Origin of the sequence: Clostridium sp. AF15-41 (genome assembly GCF_003604095.1) — a bacterium.
Classification (GTDB): domain Bacteria; phylum Bacillota; class Clostridia; order Lachnospirales; family Lachnospiraceae; genus Coprococcus.
This window is the reverse complement of the sequence record NZ_QTMQ01000005.1, coordinates 147,454-165,857: the sequence shown is the minus strand read 5'-3', so window position 1 is coordinate 165,857 and position 18,404 is coordinate 147,454. Positions and strand designations below refer to the sequence as shown.

General features: G+C 42.9%; 14 protein-coding genes and 1 riboswitch. All 14 genes read right to left on the bottom strand.

Annotated features, from left to right (window positions below; translation table 11 throughout):
• Positions 1-18 precede the first annotated feature (18 nt).
• A complete protein-coding gene (queC, locus tag DWW43_RS05600) occupies positions 19-699 on the bottom strand; it encodes a 7-cyano-7-deazaguanine synthase QueC (protein ID WP_021944852.1) in 681 nt (226 codons plus the stop codon).
• A gap of 13 nt (positions 700-712) precedes the next feature.
• Positions 713-1,294: a GTP cyclohydrolase I FolE gene (gene folE, locus DWW43_RS05595; protein WP_008401371.1), complete on the bottom strand. Its 582-nt coding sequence runs from the start codon at positions 1,292-1,294 to the stop codon at positions 713-715.
• 78 nt (positions 1,295-1,372) lie between these two features.
• Positions 1,373-2,041 carry a putative 7-carboxy-7-deazaguanine synthase QueE gene (gene queE, locus DWW43_RS05590; RefSeq protein WP_119962970.1) on the bottom strand — a complete coding sequence of 223 codons (669 nt, stop codon included), beginning with the start codon at positions 2,039-2,041 and terminating at the stop codon, positions 1,373-1,375.
• A 139-nt stretch (positions 2,042-2,180) separates the two neighbouring features.
• On the bottom strand, positions 2,181-2,600 hold the full coding sequence (queD, locus tag DWW43_RS05585; RefSeq protein ID WP_008401369.1) for a 6-carboxytetrahydropterin synthase QueD: 420 nt from the start codon (positions 2,598-2,600) through the stop codon (positions 2,181-2,183).
• Between the two features lie 383 nt (positions 2,601-2,983).
• Positions 2,984-4,471 carry a threonine synthase gene (gene thrC, locus DWW43_RS05580; RefSeq protein ID WP_119962969.1) on the bottom strand — a complete coding sequence of 496 codons (1,488 nt, stop codon included), beginning with the start codon at positions 4,469-4,471 and terminating at the stop codon, positions 2,984-2,986.
• A gap of 233 nt (positions 4,472-4,704) precedes the next feature.
• Positions 4,705-10,083: a glycoside hydrolase family 9 protein gene (locus DWW43_RS05575; RefSeq protein WP_119962968.1), complete on the bottom strand. Its 5,379-nt coding sequence runs from the start codon at positions 10,081-10,083 to the stop codon at positions 4,705-4,707.
• Positions 10,084-10,831: 748 nt separating this feature from the next.
• Entirely contained in the window at positions 10,832-11,737 is a 906-nt protein-coding gene (locus tag DWW43_RS05570) for a 3D domain-containing protein (protein WP_119962967.1), read from the bottom strand.
• A 645-nt stretch (positions 11,738-12,382) separates the two neighbouring features.
• Entirely contained in the window at positions 12,383-13,336 is a 954-nt protein-coding gene (gene dusB / locus DWW43_RS05565; protein WP_119962966.1) for a tRNA dihydrouridine synthase DusB, read from the bottom strand.
• 8 nt (positions 13,337-13,344) lie between these two features.
• Positions 13,345-14,118 (bottom strand): type III pantothenate kinase, encoded by a 774-nt coding sequence (locus tag DWW43_RS05560; RefSeq protein WP_119962965.1) that lies wholly within the window; start codon positions 14,116-14,118, stop codon positions 13,345-13,347.
• A 9-nt stretch (positions 14,119-14,127) separates the two neighbouring features.
• Positions 14,128-14,454 (bottom strand): DUF6145 family protein, encoded by a 327-nt coding sequence (locus tag DWW43_RS05555; protein WP_008401359.1) that lies wholly within the window; start codon positions 14,452-14,454, stop codon positions 14,128-14,130.
• A gap of 8 nt (positions 14,455-14,462) precedes the next feature.
• Positions 14,463-15,218 carry a 4-hydroxy-tetrahydrodipicolinate reductase gene (gene dapB / locus DWW43_RS05550; RefSeq protein ID WP_119962964.1) on the bottom strand — a complete coding sequence of 252 codons (756 nt, stop codon included), beginning with the start codon at positions 15,216-15,218 and terminating at the stop codon, positions 14,463-14,465.
• Between the two features lie 219 nt (positions 15,219-15,437).
• Entirely contained in the window at positions 15,438-16,322 is an 885-nt protein-coding gene (gene dapA, locus DWW43_RS05545) for a 4-hydroxy-tetrahydrodipicolinate synthase (protein WP_119962963.1), read from the bottom strand.
• A 116-nt stretch (positions 16,323-16,438) separates the two neighbouring features.
• Positions 16,439-16,613, bottom strand: a riboswitch (Lysine riboswitch).
• A gap of 108 nt (positions 16,614-16,721) precedes the next feature.
• The gene (locus DWW43_RS05540) at positions 16,722-17,351 is read right to left on the bottom strand and encodes a single-stranded DNA-binding protein (RefSeq protein WP_165853019.1); all 630 of its coding nucleotides are present in this window, start codon (positions 17,349-17,351) and stop codon (positions 16,722-16,724) included.
• A gap of 188 nt (positions 17,352-17,539) precedes the next feature.
• Complete coding sequence (locus DWW43_RS05535; protein WP_119962961.1) at positions 17,540-18,346, bottom strand: RNA methyltransferase; 807 nt, start codon at positions 18,344-18,346, stop codon at positions 17,540-17,542.
• Between the last annotated feature and the right edge of the window lie 58 nt (positions 18,347-18,404).

Here is an 18,404-nt window from a genome sequence, read left to right as displayed (position 1 = left end):
TCCCGTCCGGTTTATGCTTTATGCATTGTGATTCTTTTTATATTCCATGTAGAGATCATATCCCTTTTTTCTGAGCTTACAGGATGGACAGTGACCGCATCCTTCGCCCGGAATACCATTATAACAGGTAAGGGTCATATCTCTGATAACATCGAGTCCGCCGAGTTCATCTGCCAGCTTCCAGGTCTCCATCTTATCGATCCACATCAATGGTGTGATGATATCGAATTCATAGTCCATCGCAAGATTCAGTGTTGTATTCAATGATTTGATGAAAATATCTCTGCAGTCAGGATAGCCGGAGAAATCACTCTGGCTGACACCGGTTATAATGTCGCTGACGCCCTTCTGCTTCGCATAGATCGCTACAAATGTCAGAAATACCATATTTCTTCCATCTACAAATGTATTCGGTGTACCGACCTCCGGTGCATTCTCGTCTACCTTCATCTCACTTCTTGTCAATGAATTTGGTGCAAGCTGATTCAACAGACTCATATCCAGAATATGATGCTCTACTCCAAATTTTTCAGCAATCTTCTTTGCACATTCTAATTCTTTTATATGCTTTTGTCCATAGTCAAATGATACTGCGTATACTTTTTTATACTTCTTAAGTGCCCATAACAAACAGGTCGTACTGTCCTGTCCACCACTGAATACAACAACTGCTTCATCTCTGTTCTTCAAATTCTGCATCTTTCATATCCTCCTATCGGTTCATCATCAATACTTTATTCTGTAAATTCACATCATTCTCAAATGCACCACGGAACGTCGTTGTATAGGTCTTCGTTCCCGGCTTCTTAATGCCCCTTGCTGTCATGCAGCTATGATTTGCCTCGATCAGTACGGCTACATCCGGTGAGCCTGCTGCCTTTCCAACCACATATGCGATATCGGATCCGATCCGCTCCTGAAGCTGCAACCGCTTCGCTACCATGTCTGCGATCCGTGCGATCTTGCTGAGTCCCAAGACCCTGCCATGTGGGATGTATGCCACTGACACCTTCATATCATACATCAATGCCATATGATGTTCGCAGTAGCTAAACACCTCGATATCCTTTACGAATACCATATCACTTGTATGTGCTGCATCTTCCTCTTTGAATGTCTTGCCAAACATCTCAGCAATCTCATCGTTGGTATAATTCATTCCCTCAAATACTTCTTCATACATTCGCGCAACACGGTCCGGTGTCTCTTTTAAGCCTTCCCGGTCAGGGTCATCACCAAGTGCTACAAGGATTCCACGTATATGCTCCTTTATTGCTTCTTTATCAATTGCCATTTCTACTCCATTCTCTTATTACTCTTAATCTATTATCCAAATAATATGTTAATATCGATATCTGCGGTTTCATCCGTTTTACACTCCGCGCATCTCCGGATCCCAGATATACTTATGAAGCTGTAACTGTAATTTTATACCATTCATTTCATTCTCGATCATAAAATCAACGATATCCTCCGGATTGATCTTACCGTATACCGGACTGATATAGACGTTTGATTTGATATCCAATGCCCATTCATGAATAATGTCTCTTGCTGTTTCCAGATCCTTGATCGAGCCGGATACGAACTTTACCGCATCCTTCTTATCAATGTAGTTATAATTTGAAAAGCACATATTACTTTCCATTCCGCTTCCCGGAAGCTTATAATCAAGTGTAAATGCTACCCGGTCTGTCAGTGCTTTAAACTCTGCGATATCAACACTTCCGTTTGTCTCTACTTCTACCTGAAGCTCCTCATCCATCGCCAGCATCAGGAGCAGCTTATCGATATCCTTCTGGATCAATGGTTCTCCACCGGTTAATGTCACGTTTCTGACTCCGGTTCGTTTGATATAGTCATAGATTTCTTCATCCGTCAGTTCTTCGTATGGGGCATCTGCTTCATTTGCCCATTTGGTATCACAGTAACTGCAATTCAGATTGCAACCTGTAAAACGAATAAATACTGCCAATTCTCCGGCTTTTACGGATTCACCGTTGATGCTGACAAATCGTTCCGCTACTTTAAATTTTGCCATTTCTATTTCCTTCTTACTTTTTGTATATGATATCCTTCGATGTCATTTATCTATTATGACATCCTTGATCTTGCCTGTTATTTATTCTAAGTCTTTTTTGTCTTATATTATTTTACGCTATATAGTTTTTCTTCTGCTATTATGCCATATACGTCGCTGCATTGGTCGGGGTCTCATAAACTGTGGTACGAATCACCTGATATCCCTTATCTGCCATATATTCATAAAAATACTTTGCCAGATTCTCTGCTGTCGGACGCATCGGAAGCTCGATGATACGGAACTGTTCTTCTGCCAGTGCTTCCATCGTCTTTTCCTTCAATGTACCTTTCTCCATGATCAGGCAATGATCCATCTCTTCTGTTTTCTCTCTGAGATCCTTTTTCAGATCTCCAAAATCTACAACCATGCCTCTGGTCTGTCCGTCCTGCATCAGCTTCTCGCCGCCGACTTCAACTTCAACCGTCCAGCGGTGTCCGTGCAGATTTCTGCATTTACCCTCATAGCCCGCAAGGAAATGCGCGCTGTCAAAACTTGAATTTGTCTTTAAACTGTACATATCTTCCTCTTTCTTTTATTTTCGAATGTTATATTACACAGTTGTCAGCTTGTACGGTGTAATAAGCATCGACATTTGTGTAGTCCCGTTATGAGACCTGCACTAGCTGTCAGCACCAAGCCCATGTTTGAACCCGTATGGGTGAGTTTGGGCGACTGCTGACAAATAGGCGTGCAGGTCGAATAGAAACGAAACAAGTCGGGCGATTACATCGTACAAGCTGACAGCTGTGCAATATAACATTCCTATGTAAAAAACGCGCATATAGGAAAATGCCCTTCATGCGCGTGTTTTCCTAGTTTTGTTTAGTGACAGGATGGTATTAATGAACTGTCAGTTATTCTGTTTCTGTATTGTCTGTCATATCTGACCGGCATCTGTTTTTAGATGTTTAAGAACTTCTTTACGACGCTCTCCATTTCTTCTTTGTCACATACTGTGTCGTGAAGAACAGGAGCTGTACGGATGTCCTCAATCGCCTGTGGAACCTTTACACCGGATAACTTGCAGAGCTCGTCAACTAATTCAAAGTCACTCTTTGCTGCATAAGCTTCATCGATAGATTCCATAACGCTTCTTGTAAACTTGTATGGGCTTGCTGTAGAAGCGATAACCGTAGGAGTCTTATCTCCTGTTTCTTTTACATACTTGTCATATACGGTTGCTGCTACTGCTGTATGTGTATCCATGATATAAGAATCCGACTCATATACTTTCTTGATCGTTGCCGAGGTTTCTGCTTCTGTTGCATAACCGCCCGCAAATTCAGCAAGCTTTGCTTTCATCTCATCTGTGATCGTATATACACCTTCTGTGCTTAACTGCTTCATCAGTGCTGCATTCTTCTCTGCATCATTTCCTGCGATCTTGTAGATCAGTCTCTCTAAGTTGCTTGAGATCAGGATATCCATAGATGGTGATGTTGTTAAGATAAATTCACGATTTCTGTCATAAGTACCTGTTGTAAAGAAATCATATAATACCTTGTTGTCATTTGATGCACATACGAACTTCGCGATCGGAAGTCCCATTTCTTTTGCATAATATGCTGCAAGGATATTTCCAAAGTTACCGGTTGGTACAACAACATTGATCTTGTCGCCGGCCTTGATCGTACCGTCCTTAACCAGTCTTGTATATGCATATACATAATAAACCATCTGCGGAACCAGACGTCCGATATTGATTGAATTGGCGGATGAGAACTGATATCCTTTCTCGTCCATGTATGAAGCAAGCTTCTCATCTGAGAACATCTTCTTAACACCTGTCTGTGCGTCATCGAAGTTGCCTGTAATTCCTACGACAAATGTGTTTTCACCCTTCTGGGTTACCATCTGCTTCTCCTGGATCGGGCTTACACCATGCTTTGGATAAAATACGATGATCTTTGTTCCCGGTACATCTGCAAATCCTGCAAGTGCTGCCTTTCCTGTATCACCGGAAGTAGCTGTCAGAATAACGATCTCGTTCTTTACATGATTCTTCTTTGCGGATGTTGTAAGCAGATAAGGAAGAATGGATAATGCCATATCCTTAAATGCGATTGTTGAGCCATGGAATAATTCCAGATAATATGCACCTGCTTTATGTACGAGTGGTGCGATCTCCGGTGTATCAAACTTCTTGTCATATGCTGAATTGATACAATGCTTTAACTCTTCTTCTGTAAAATCTGTAAACATCAGCTTCATTACTTCATAAGCAACCTGCTGATAGTTCATCTGCGCCAGATCTGTAAGGCTGACATCAAGAGCAGGAATACTGTCAGGAACAAATAATCCTCCTTCATTTGCAAGACCCTTTAATATTGCTTCTGATGCGGTCGCTGTTTCATTTGCATTTCTTGTACTTCTGTATATCAATTCCATATGGCACTCTCCTTCTGTTTTATTTACTCTTTTGACTTATGCAGGCTTTCTTTTTCCGATGCTTTTATCCAGACATACTGAAATCAACCTGCAAGCGTCCACATTATAGCATACCCGTTTTCAAAACACAAGACGGCGGAAGCATCTATCAAATCTGTTTTTTATATTTTACAGGATCTGATCATTCTTCCGCCATCGTATTGTCTGTTTCCACCTGCTACAAATGGAAAAGATTATTTTACTTTAAGGGTAATGGTTGCTTTCTTACCGCTTCCGTCCTTTGCTTTTGCCGTGATCTTAACCGTTCCCTTCTTCTTTCCGGTTACCTTACCATTGGCTGTTACCTTTGCAATCTTCGGATTACCGGAGGTCCAGGTCACCTCTTTACTGATTCCCTTTGTCGGAGTCAGATTTGCTTTTAAGGTTACGGACTGTTTCTTCTTGATCGTTACTTTCTTCACAGTCTTTTTCTTTGATGTGATCGTAACCTTCTTAACTGCCTTTTTCATGACTTTAACAGTATAAGTTGCTTTCACCTTACTGTTACCGACTGCTGTTGCGGTTACCTTGATCGTCTTACCCTTGGCAACTTTCTTGACTGTCAGAACACCCTTGCTGTTGATAGAAGCATACTTCTTATCCGATTTACGGATCGTCCATTTTACTTTCTTATTTGTTGCTTTCTTAGGTGTAACCGTTGCCTTTAAGGCCAGTTTCTTGCCCGGAGCGATCTTTTTGGTTGCTGCCTGGATCTTGACCTTTGCCGGTTTGACCGTCTTCTTGGGTTCTTCGGTTGTTGGTTTCTCGGTCGTCGGCTTTTCGATCGTAGGTTTCTCGGTCGTTGGCTTTTCCGGATTCGGTGTTGGTGTCGGTGTTACAGTTTCTTTCTTCTTTACCGTAACGGTGCAGGAGCCTGTAACACCACTTCCGTCCTTCGCTGTTACCATAATAACTGCAGTTCCGGCACTTACTCCCTTCACTTCACCGGTCTGTGATACACTTGCTACTTTCTCGTTGCTGCTCTTCCAGTCAAATGTCTTCAGTGTTGCATTTGCCGGTATAACGGCCGCTACTGCGATCCGTTCTGTATCACCAATATTTAATACCACGCTGGTCTTGTTTAACGTGATCTTCTCGATCAGGATCGTATCCGGGATCTCATCTCCATTTTCATCCTTTGGTTTCGACGAAAAGATATCCTTTGAACCTGAAGAGGAAGCTACTGTATTGTCTCCGACCAGAATAATATTGTCTGATTTGATCGGTGGATTCTTCGTATCCTGATTCGCTCCGACCGTTACCTTGGAATCCTCGATCCGTACAGTATCTGCTTTGATCGCCGTTCCTGTCTCATCTGTACCTGCGACAAGCTCTGTATCCCGGATCAGAACTGTGCCGCCTGCTAAGACTCCTCCATCAACCGATACCTTTCCGCCTTTGATCGTTATGTCACCGGTCGCAGATATCTTACCGGAAACCGTAAGCGTTCCGTCACCATTGATCACAAGTCCGCCATCTGTCTCGACATTACCTGCGATCGTTATCGTTCCTTTTCTCTCGATCTCCGTCTTACCACCAGCATTTCCGGTGATCGCAACGGCTCCAACCTCCGCCTGATCCAATGTGATCTTTGTTGCTCCACCTGCCTTAATAACAAGCTCCTTATTCTTTCCTGTGATCACATAGTCCCTGCCATCTTTCGTAAGTGTGAAAACCGGTTCCGTATAGCTGACTGTTGTTCTGCCATCATCTGTCCGTAATGCATCCTGATATTCTTTGTCCGCAATCTTTGCTATATCGATCGTATACGGATCCTGAACAAGTGTATATACCGTAAGCAATTCCACTGCTTTTCCTGCATATGCAGTTGCAGTTTCTGCATATCTGCCTGAAACTGTATACTTTGTAAAGCTTCGTAATCCGGCAAATTCAATTGTCTCTCCATTGGAAGCTGCCTGCTTCCACGTTGTTCCATCCACTGAATACCGGACACCCGCCTGACCGGAGATCCGGATCGTATCCTTTGTTCTTGCAAGAAGTGCCACACTATCCGGAACCGCTGTCTGTTCTGCCTTCTGTACCTTTACAGAAACCATTTTCTTATATGCAGCATCCTCATCTGTATCCTCGATCTGATACTGCTTCTTGCTTGCATCACTCCATGTAAATACAACTTCATACTGATTGGTTCCATTTGCTACTTCCTGTTCACCCATCTTCACATCCGGGGTGCTCCATGCAAATGTTCCGTACTCTGCAGAACCACCTGTCAGCACAGAATCTGAAAGTGTCTGTCCATATACCAGATCAGAAGCCTCTGGGAACGTGATAGCCGGAAGTCCTGCTCTGCTGACTATTACGGTCACATTCTGTGTGATCGTGCCTGCTGCCGCATCATACCCTGTAATCCGGTCAAATGCATAATTCTTCTTCGCCTCGGAACGAAGGGTCAACACCACCTGTCCCTGATACGTTCCTCGTTCCGGTTTCGCTGCTGCATCTGCCCATGCAAATGTTCCATAGGTCTCATCTCCACCGGTCAGCTTAGAATCTGCCAGTGTTTGTCCTGCCACGATCACTCCTGCTGTCGGGAATGTAATACCCGTTACCGGACATTTCTCAACCGTTGCAGATACCGGGATCTTAAAGGACTGTCCATTATCTGCCTCTATCAACAGATTGTCTCTGTAAGAGCCTGCATCCTTACCTGTCTTTAATGCGATACCCACTGTTGTCTTATCTGACGCTGCAACCTTTATCGATGTATCGCCGGATATTTCAAATGGGCTGTCTGTGCCTTTTTCTAACGCTATCGTTACAAATCCTGTATCATTTCCCTCATTCTCTAATACAAATGATGCTGTCGATCCTGCTTCATATCCATAAATAACAGGATCACAGGTTAAAGCTGTCTGATCTGTAACAAATTCTGCCTTTGGTGCAGCCTTTACTGTCACCCTGCAGCTTGCTGTGAGATTTGTTCCATCTGTCGTTGTCGCTGTCACAGTTGTCTCACCTGCTCCGACCGCAGTTACCTTTCCTGTTTCTGAAACGGTCGCTACCTTCTCATTTTCAGATTTCCATGTTACCTTCTGTTCCGCAGTCTTTGGAGTAACCGTTGCACGGATCGTAATATCAAGTCCTTCTGTTAATTCTACGATCAGGCTATCCAGTTTGATAGCTGTTGCCTTTACTTCTTCCTCTGTATCACCACCGGAATTTGTTCCGTAATAAGTCTTCACGCCTACAGCACCAAGCTCTGTAGCAGATGCTGTCTTTGTACTGTAATTCGTTGCATTCTTCTTAGCATAGGATAAATATACAGTTTCATCATTCTTATGAAGCAGATAAAGTCCTGCCGCCGCACCAACCAGTCCGGCATTATAATCAAGTGCTACTTCATTGCAATGATAATCTCCCTGGTCGTCTTTATAAGTTCCTTTTGAACCAGGTCCGCCTACCAATGCTCCAAGCAACGTATAATGATCACTGTTTATGATCTTTGAATCTGTCGATCTGGATGCCGCTCTGTGGTGCGGATATTCACTGGAGTTCTCATTATAGCCTACGATATAGCACCGTTTATTCGGGTTATCGCCTAACATATAGTTCATCTGGCTGGTTGCCCATTTTGCGTAAGTCGTTGTTCCTGTCAGCTTATCATACACAAGACCGGTAAACTGTTCTGCTGCACTGTATCTGCAGGATCCCCAGTCACTGACACAGTTAAATACTCCATCGATCTTACTCTTGTTCGTGCAGACCTCTGTAATGCTTTTGAGCTTTGCGGTATCCTTCTGAAGCATACATGCCAACGCTCCGGTATTTCCCCAGTCCAATACCCAGTACTGATTCACGCCATTATCAGAATTATCTTTATATTCGTTATAAATAGAATTATAAGAAGTATCACCTGTAGCAGCTGCAAGTGTACTTGCAGCAAATGCATAATCATCACCATATGATCTTGATGCATAAAATGTTGATGCCCCATCAGTTGCACATGCTTTATTATTATTCTTTACAAATGTAAAGAGATCCTTTGCTGTCTTTAAATCCTCATTATTTCCAAAGTTAATATAGTTCAATGCCAGCGCTGCGATCGCAACACTCACTTCATCGGTAGCCGGATTGCTCGCATCTGCAAAAAATGCCGGACGACTGATCGTCTGTCCCTCCGGTGCTGTCCATACACCATGATCTGTATTACCGTCACCGACCTGATAGCAGAATGCGATAACCTGATCTCCCTCGTACACTGTACACCGCTTAAAGTAATCGCAGAAATAATCTGTGATCTTCTTCAGATGTTCCTTCTGACCAAGCTCGTCAAATGCATCCTTGAACTGATAATAGCTCATTCCAAGCATGGATGCTGCATATCCCTGTGGAAGTCCGAATTTCACATGATCGCCTGCATCATGGAAACCACCGGAAGCATCTACATTGTAGGTTTTTCCATTCTTTATATATGTTACATTTTTATCATAGGTATGGCAGTTTCCACGCCAGGAAAGTGCGCAGGTTCCTTCCAGATAACCGCACATATTTGCATCATAGAAATACAAGCTTTCCTGCAATGCCTTTGCATAGTTGAATTCTACATCCAGATCTTTATTTGTTGTGGTATCACCGGATGAAGTTCCACCGGAACCACCGGAGCCGCCTGTATTATCATCATTTGTCTCGCCTTTGGAATAATCTACAGAAGATGAAGTTCCTTTATTATAATAAACGGCTTTTACCTGAATACTGGATGCATCAATATATTTTGACGAGAAACCGCCACCCGGTATGTCATTCTTCATCGTTCCTGCCGCAAGGACTGCATTTGCGCCACTCTGCATCGGATACATATAGATCGTATCACCATCTGCCACAAAGGTCGCATTCCAACATTTAAATGCAGCTGCCGCACCGGATGGTACCTGTAATACTACGATCCAGTCACAGATCGATGCTCCCGTATTATTGCTGATCGCCATTTCAAAGCCTGACCAGTCATTGCTTGGTGTTCCCTGATTCTTCACAGTTGCTGTCACACCTGATGAATACTCTCTATCTGTTCCAAAATCAGAAGAATCGGAACCGCTGCCGGAATCTGTACCTGAACTGCTGCCGGATTTTACCAGAACCGCTTCTTTGATCTTGTATGTGATACTTGTTACATTTTCAAACTGAAAACCGAAATTATATAACTGACCGGATTTGCTATAGAACTGTGTCAGATCCAGTTCTACGGTCTGAGTGCCGGAGCCTGCATTCACATTGATCCATTCGCCCTTCCACGTTCCTTTCGCATTTACAAATGCCTGTCCTCCAACATTTCCGGTTTCATCGGCTGATGATACCTCGAAGCTGACACGAAGCTTGGTAAGCCCCGCACTCTTAAGCTCCGACAGATCGCTGTATCCGCCATTTCCAAGATCAAGGCTGACCTGATTATCCACATTTCCACTTGCCGTCACCTGACCCGTACTGTAAGACAGAGCAATCGTCTCCTCCGCTGCCTCTGTCCTGTCCGAAGGAATCACCACAAGGCTTACTGCCATCGCAAATGACAGCACCCATGCTATGACCCTTGTAACCCATTTGTCCCTTTGTCTGCTCATACCTTCTCCTTCCTTTTTCTCAAAAGCCGTTCCGGTAATACAACCCCCTCATGTCATGAGCTCACCGAAACAATCCTTCTTATTCGCAGTTAAATCAATTATACCAATAACTTCCGGATCCCACAATGAAAATCCACTATCCATCCTTACAAATATTACCAGGTATTTTGTTCATTTTAATCTGATCTTGTTATATATAACAGACACAAGTCTGACTGCCGAACTACTCATATAATAAGCAATGACATTCATGCAGTTTCGTAATGAGATACACTCTAGCTGTCAGCACTAAGCCCTTGTCTGAACCCGCAGGGTGAGTTAGGGCGACTGCTGACAAACAAGCGAGTGTATCGAATAGAAACGAAATGAGTCATGTGTTTTATATGAGTAGTTCGGCAGTCAGGCCTTATGTCGTCATATAGAAACTTATTCATGATATATATAACAGATAAAGCCCATGTGTGGCAACAGTCTTCTATGATCGGGAATGACTCATTTCGTTTCTATTCGACACACTCGCCTATTTGTCAGCAGTCGCCCTAACTCACCCTATGGATTCAAACAAGGGCTTGATGCTGACAGCTAGAGTGTATCTCATTACGAAACTACATGAATGTCATTCCCAATCATAGAAGGCTGTTACTACACATGGGCTTTATCGTTGCCACACAGTGAGCAGGGCATGGTCTACTCGCTACGCAAAAAGGACAGAACCCAAAGGGTTCTGTCCCACTCTGTCTATACTGAATTATTTGACATATACGTCAACAGTTCTTCTTCCGTAGTTTAAAGCTGCCTGATGGCTTGAGAAGAAAATATCGATTCTGTTACCACGAATTGCACCACCTCTGTCCTCTACGACATATGTGTGACCATCAATGATAAGTTCTGTACCAAACGCAAAATTACTTGGTGCCGCAATTGTTCTTCCTTCTGTAGCATATGTACCGCTGGCTGTAATTCCATCGGACTTACCACAACAGTATGAACATCCGCAGTAAGCTGTTGTTGTGAATGTACCAAGATAAGTTCCCGGCTGATAGCTGTCATCTTCTACATAGATTGCACCGGCTGTAGCTTCTTCCGTAGCTTCTGTAGCTTCGATACCACGCTGCTGCTTCTCATCGCCTACGCTCTCTGTTGTCTTCTTTGCTTTCTTGCTCTTCTTTGCGAGTGCCATCTCTTCTGATGAAGATGCCGGCTCCTCTGTAGTCGTTTCTGTCGTTGTTGCCTCAGCGGTTGTTGCCTCAGTTGTAACTTCTGTTGTTTCCTCTGTTGGTTCCTCAGCAGTTGCTTCTGTTCTGTCTTCAACTGTAAGAAGATCAACTTTATCTTCCTTTGCTGCAAGAGCAACGGCTTCTGTCTCTTTACTTGTCTTCTCAACCTTTGCCAACATATCGGCATCATTGATGGACTTCTGTAAATCTGTGTATTCTATCTTAGAATATTCAACCTTCGTATCTTCGATTGCTGTAGATTCAAGCTGTGAAACAGCTACCAGCTTTGCTTTTGAATGAACTCGTGATTCATCCGAAGCCAGAGTGACAAATGATGCAACTCCGAGGGAAGTGGATACTACAACAATACCTGCTCTCATCAGATATTTCTTAATATTTTCTGAAAACATCTGGCTGGAGCTTGAAAATTTCTTCATAATTTTCTCTCCTTGATTTCTTTTCAGTTTCGAAATTGTTACAAAAAGATTAACTCTTGTTTGTATCGTTATTATAATGCCTGACAATCAAAAGGTCAAGCAAACCAGCCATTTTTATTAATTATGTCGTAGCTACAAAATATTTTACCAAAATAATATGGTATTTTTACATAATTTTAAGTATTGTGTATTGTGCATTTTGCATATTTTAACATCTTAACATTTATGCAACAACTTGGCACATTGGACACTTCCACAAAGATAAATTCTTAATTTTTAGCATCAAAACTGCATTTTTTCTTAAAAAAAATAGAAATAATTTTGAATCATACACGCATTCAGCTGCATATATTCAAAATCATCTCTATTTGTTTCTAATGTCTGACACACCAAGTCTGTATCTGAATTCGCAGGTGTGTTTTTTGGGGGCTGGCTGGTTCTATATGTAACAAAAGACGTTCATATAGTTTCGTTATGAGATACACTCTAACAGTCAGCACCAAGCCCATGTTTGAGCCTATCAGGGCGAGTTTGGGCGACTGCTGACAAATAAGTTGAGTGTATCGAATAGAAACGAAATGAGTCATTTGTTTACATATAGAACCAATCAGCCCCCAAAAAAACACCTGCGGATTCATACATGACTTAAAGCAGCATTCCATCCGTCCATGCATCAAGCAGCTCCACCATCTCATCATAGCTCTCTACCTGATTGATCAGATTCCGGAGTCTTGAAGAATCATACATACCTGCAGAATACCAGGCAACATGCTTCCGCATCTCATGAATCCCTGTAAACTCTCCTTTAAAATCGATCATCAGCCTGGCATGACGGAGCATTGTTTCCTTCACCTGCTGCTTATCCGGTCTTGGCGGAATCTCTCCTGTCTCAAAGTATGTCTTTAATTCACGGAAGATCCATGGGTTGCCTCGTGCACCTCTTCCTATCATAAAAGCATCACAGTCCGTCTGTTCTTTCATCCGAATCACATCCTCGGGTGTCAGGATATCCCCATTTCCGATCACAGGGATACTCACTGCCGCTTTCACGTCTGCGATCACTCCCCAGTCCGCATGGCCATGATAATACTGTTCTCTGGTCCTACCATGTACAGCCACGGCAGCCACACCGCTTTCCTCCGCTATATGTGCAACCTCGGGTGCATTGATATGCTCACTGTCAAAGCCGCTTCGGATCTTAATGGTAACCGGAAGCTTACATGCTTTTGTCATTGCCGACACGATCTTTCCTATTAACAGCGGATCCTTCATCAGCGCAGATCCCTCGCCGTTATTCACAATCTTCGGAACCGGGCAACCCATATTCACATCGACAAATGCAAATCCACGATCTTCGATCTTCTTCGCCATCTCTGCAAGCAGCTCCGGGTCTGACCCAAATAACTGCACACCGATCGGATCTTCTTCCGGCGAAACCGCAAGCAGCGGAACTGTGTTCTTATTATCATAGTACAAGCCCTTTGCACTGATCATTTCCGTATATAAAATATCGCAGCCCTGTTCCTTTGCCAACAAACGAAATGGCTGGTCACATACCCCAGCCATTGGCGCCAAAACAAGTTTATTCGTAAAATCCATAAATACTCCTATGCCTGTTTTTGTTTATCCATAATAATTCGTAATCCATATAAGGTCAGATCCGGATCATAAGTATCGATGCAATCGGTATTCTCATAGATCATCTTACCGAGTCCACCGGTCGCAACAACCTTCATATTATCAAAACCGGATTCCTTCCGCATACGTTTTACAATGTATTCGGTCTGTCCGATATACCCAAGGCATACACCTGCCTGCATACTGGAGATCGTATCCTTACAGAGTATCGTATCCGGCACTTTGATCTCGATTTCCGGCAGCTTCGCAGTTCCGCTCCATAATGCATTTGCACCCAGACGGATACCCGGCGATGTTACTCCTGCTATAAATGAACCATCTCCATTTACCAGATCATATGTGGTCGCTGTTCCAAAATCGATCACCAACACAGGACCGCCATACATATAATACGCGGCTACCGCATCTACAATACGGTCTGCCCCGAGCTGCTTTGGATTTGGAATTGCAATATTAATACCTGTCTTTACTCCCGGCTCTACGATCAGAGGATCAAGTTTGAAATATTTCCTTATTCCGTTTGTCAAAGAATGCATCACATTCGGCACTACAGATGCAATGATAACTTCATCGATCACATCTAACGGAAGATTTCTCATTCTGAGCAACTCTCCCAAAAACACACCAAATTCATCTGAAGTTCTCGATATTCCTGTCGTCATACGGAATGTCTTCTCTAACTTTTTCCCGTCAAACAATCCCATCGTGATATTCGTATTTCCTACATCAATTGCAAATAGCATCTCTCACCTCTAATAGTCTTCCAGATAAAACACCTTATAAAACAATTCCAGACTGGAAAACAGCTGCTGCTTGTCCTTCTGTAACTGCTTGATCTTCAATTCGCATCCGATCTCATCATATAACAGATCTTCATCAAATGCCTCTGTTACAAGATTCAGGCTTCCTTCCTGGTCAAATTCAAGCCTCAGTATACCACCTACATCCTCTGTAAACAATACACACATGATTTTTAATTCTTTTTTTATTTCTTCCGGAAGTCCTTTAAACTCCTCATTCAGATAAAATTTCTGTTCATACTTCGAACTAGCACATAATACAACCTTTTCTGGTTTCATTGTTTCTCCTATCCTATCACATCTGCCATATCATACATGCCTGCCGGTTTTCCTGCCAGGAATTTTGCAGCTTCTACCGCACCCTTTGCAAATACTGACTTGGAATATGCAGTATGCTTGAATTCGATCACTTCGTCAATTCCTGCAAAGATGACCTCATGTTCACCAACGATCGTTCCGCCACGAACGGCTGAGATACCAAGCTCTTTCTTATCTCTCTTTTTTCTGACCTGACTTCTGTCGTAGACATATTCATATTCTCCGCCTCTTGCTTCATTAATAGAATCCGCAAGTGCTATCGCTGTTCCGGATGGTGCATCTACCTTCTGGTTATGATGCTTCTCAACGATCTCGATATCATAGCCTGCCGGTGCAAATACATTTGCGGCATCCTTTAACAGCTTCATAAGAGTATTGATTCCAAGCGACATATTGGCTGACTTTAAGATCGCAACCTTCTTACTGCTCTCTTTTACCCTTGCAAGCTGTTCATCACTTAAACCGGTTGTACAGAGAACTACCGGGATCTGTTTCTCCACACTGTAATCAAGAAGTGCGTCCACTGCCGCTGCTGCTGCAAAATCAACGATTACATCTGCTGCCACATCACACTTCTTAATATCTGTAAATACCGGATATCCGTTATCTCTGTTATCTGCTATATCAATACCTGCAACGATCTGTGCATTTGGATCATCTGCTACAAGTCCTGTGATCACCTGTCCCATCTTACCGTTACATCCATGCATTATGATTCGAACCATGTTCTTTTCCTCCATTTATCCTGTGTTTTACTCATTCATCCGCGGCAGCCGCCAGATTCTCATACAGGCATGAACTTTGGCTTACGTAACCGCGTAAACAAAAATCCCGCAGAGCCTGCGGGATTTTATATACTGCAGACAGATTCCTGTATCCCTTCTGTCCATCTTTGTCTATATCATACAGAATGGCTCTTTATCAGATCATCTGTAGTTTCTTTTTTAAAGTAAGCCGTATGCTGTCATTGCAGCCTTTAACTTCTCTACATGTGCCGGCTCCATCTCTGTTAATGGCATTCTCATCGTTCCACCGCATAAGCCCATAAGCTCAACTGCCTTCTTAACAGGGATCGGATTTACTTCACAGAACAGTGCCTCACACAGATCGATCATCTTTAACTGAATATCAAGACTTTCCTTTACATCGCCATCCATGAACTTCTTAACCATATCATGTACATCTCTCGGAGCGATATTTGCTGTTACTGAGATAACACCTTTTCCACCTAATGACAGAAGCGGTACTACCTGATCATCATTACCGGAATAAATATCAATACAGCCGTCTGCCAGCTTTGCCAGCTTAACAACCTGTGCGATATTACCGGATGCTTCCTTGATACCTACGATATTCGGTACAGTCTTTGCAAGTGTAACCACTGTCTCCGGCTGAATGTTACATCCTGTACGGGATGGTACATTATATAAGATGATCGGAACCTTTACAGAATTTGCAATAGCTGTAAAGTGCGCGATCAGACCGTTCTGAGTTGCCTTGTTGTAATATGGTGTTACTAACAACAATCCATCTACGCCATAGCTTTCTGCTTCTGTAGAAAGATAAATGGCTGTTCCTGTACAATTAGAACCTGCGCCTGCGATAACAGGGATTCTGTGATCTACATATTCTACACATGCTTTTATACATGCAAGGTGTTCTTCATGTGATAATGTGGATGCTTCACCTGTTGTTCCACATACTATAATGGCATCTGTACCATTTGCAATATGGAATTCAACGAGTTCTTTCATCTTATCGAAATCAACCTCACCATTCTCCTTAAACGGTGTTACTAAAGCTACACCTGATCCTTCAAAAATTGACATGAAATTTTCCTCCTTAAAATCTAATACATAAAATCGTCGCGGAACTCTCTTTACTGTATCCATACAGTACTAAAGGCCGGCATACGAGTGCCGACCTTTAGAAATAATATACTTCTTTAAAAAGTAGCCCTCCATCTGTGACGATGACAGTCATACAGTTATTCGCTGCACAACCAGGTTACAGCTCTATGGATAACTGCTTCCTTCGGCGGTATCCCCTTTCAACACATATCATCTACCTCCATATATATCCATATATTTACTGATAAATACCGCGCCTCTACTGAATTTTTCTTTTTTCCATTAGATAAAATTACTATATCATTCCTGTCTGTTTCTGTCAATATGTAACGACTTCTTTTCCCTGTCTGTTCATTGCTTTACCATCCCTTTACCGGTCTACTCCAGGCATTCCATTTTGCTGACAGATACCTCATAAGCAGTCTTGCTGATGATCTGATCATTCCCGATCCGTTTCTGGTATTCCCGGCTCTGGATCCTGCCCCATACAGCGACATGCTCGCCCACCTTCAGTTTTCCCGCAAATCTTGCGTTTCTGCCCCAGCAGATGCAAGGAATATAGTCGCTCTTGCCATATGCCCGGTTAACTGCCAGCAGAATATCTGCAATCTCCCGTCCCAGTGGTGTCATACGGTACACCGGCTCCTTGCAGATATAACCATCCAGATAAATCTGATTTGGTTTGTTTTCCGCTTCGTCCTCCTCATCATCCAGTACCGATATCTCCCTGACAAATACCGATAAGATCAGACGGTTTCTCGTCTCTTCATGCTTGTTATAAGACCGAAACTGTCCTCTCGCCATCACCTTTTCCCCGATATGGGAATTCTCTACATCAAATAACCGATCAGACACCATAAGTGGTATTACGTCATAGGTATCACTCAGTCTGGCAACGACAAGATCCACCATATAAAATCCTTCTCCGAAGATCTCATGACTGAATGTAAAGTCTGATGCAATCTCCCCCGCTACGATCACCTGGTTATTGTTTAATGTTTTTTCCATGTTTTTTCTCCCTTCTGGTATATCCCTTCGAATGTATACCATAAAATATATTCTTTTATACCGGAAGATATGCTGCCTTTTTTTGTCTTGTTTTGTCTTATATCGGGAGTTAGGACAAATTAATTGAATAAATAGAATAAAGCCGGACTATATAAGCCCGGCTCCTTTTTAATGTCACATATTTCTAATCATCTGCGTTGTCTGTATGCTTCATACGCAAGAAGGGTTGCCGATATTGCAGCATTTAATGATTCCACCTGTCCTGCCATCGGAATACGGAGCAGACGATCAGCCTTTGATGATAACTCATCGGTCAGTCCGTTTCCTTCATTTCCGATCAGAAACGCATTGTTTCTTTTAAGCTTCCCTGCATACAGGTCACATCCATCCAAATGTGCCCCATAGACAACGATCCCATGTTCTTTCAACCGGTCAACCGCCTTCGCCGGATCATCCACATAGACAAACGGCACACGGAAGATCGTTCCCATTGTGGATCGTACCACTTTCGGATTGTATATATCACAGGAATCTCCTCCAATAATAATACCTGTAACATCGGCAGCCTCTGCCGTCCGCACGATCGTACCGAGATTGCCCGGATCCTGTATAGATTCCAGAACTAAGAAAGTATTTCCGTTCTCGCGTTTATCCATCACAGAAATCAAATCTTCCATTGTATAATGATATCTCTCAACGACAGCAAGAAGTCCCTGCGGTGTCTTCGTCTGTGATATCGATCGGAATACGCTGTCTGATACAACAACCAGTCGTCTGTCCTGTTCCGTGATCCCTTTTTCCGGAAGCTCGGTTCCATATCTCTGATATGCCGTTTCCGATACAAATACCTGCTTTACACGATCAAACGGGAGTTCCCGAAACATACGGATTCCTTCTACTATAAACACCTGTTCTTCTTTGCGAAATGACGCATTTTTATTTAGCTTGTTTATATTCTTTATCTTGGGATTTGAATTTGCAGTAATGATCTCCATATCTGCATCCTCCTGTCATTTATCTATTCTAAATATCATTCACAGCCACCATATATAC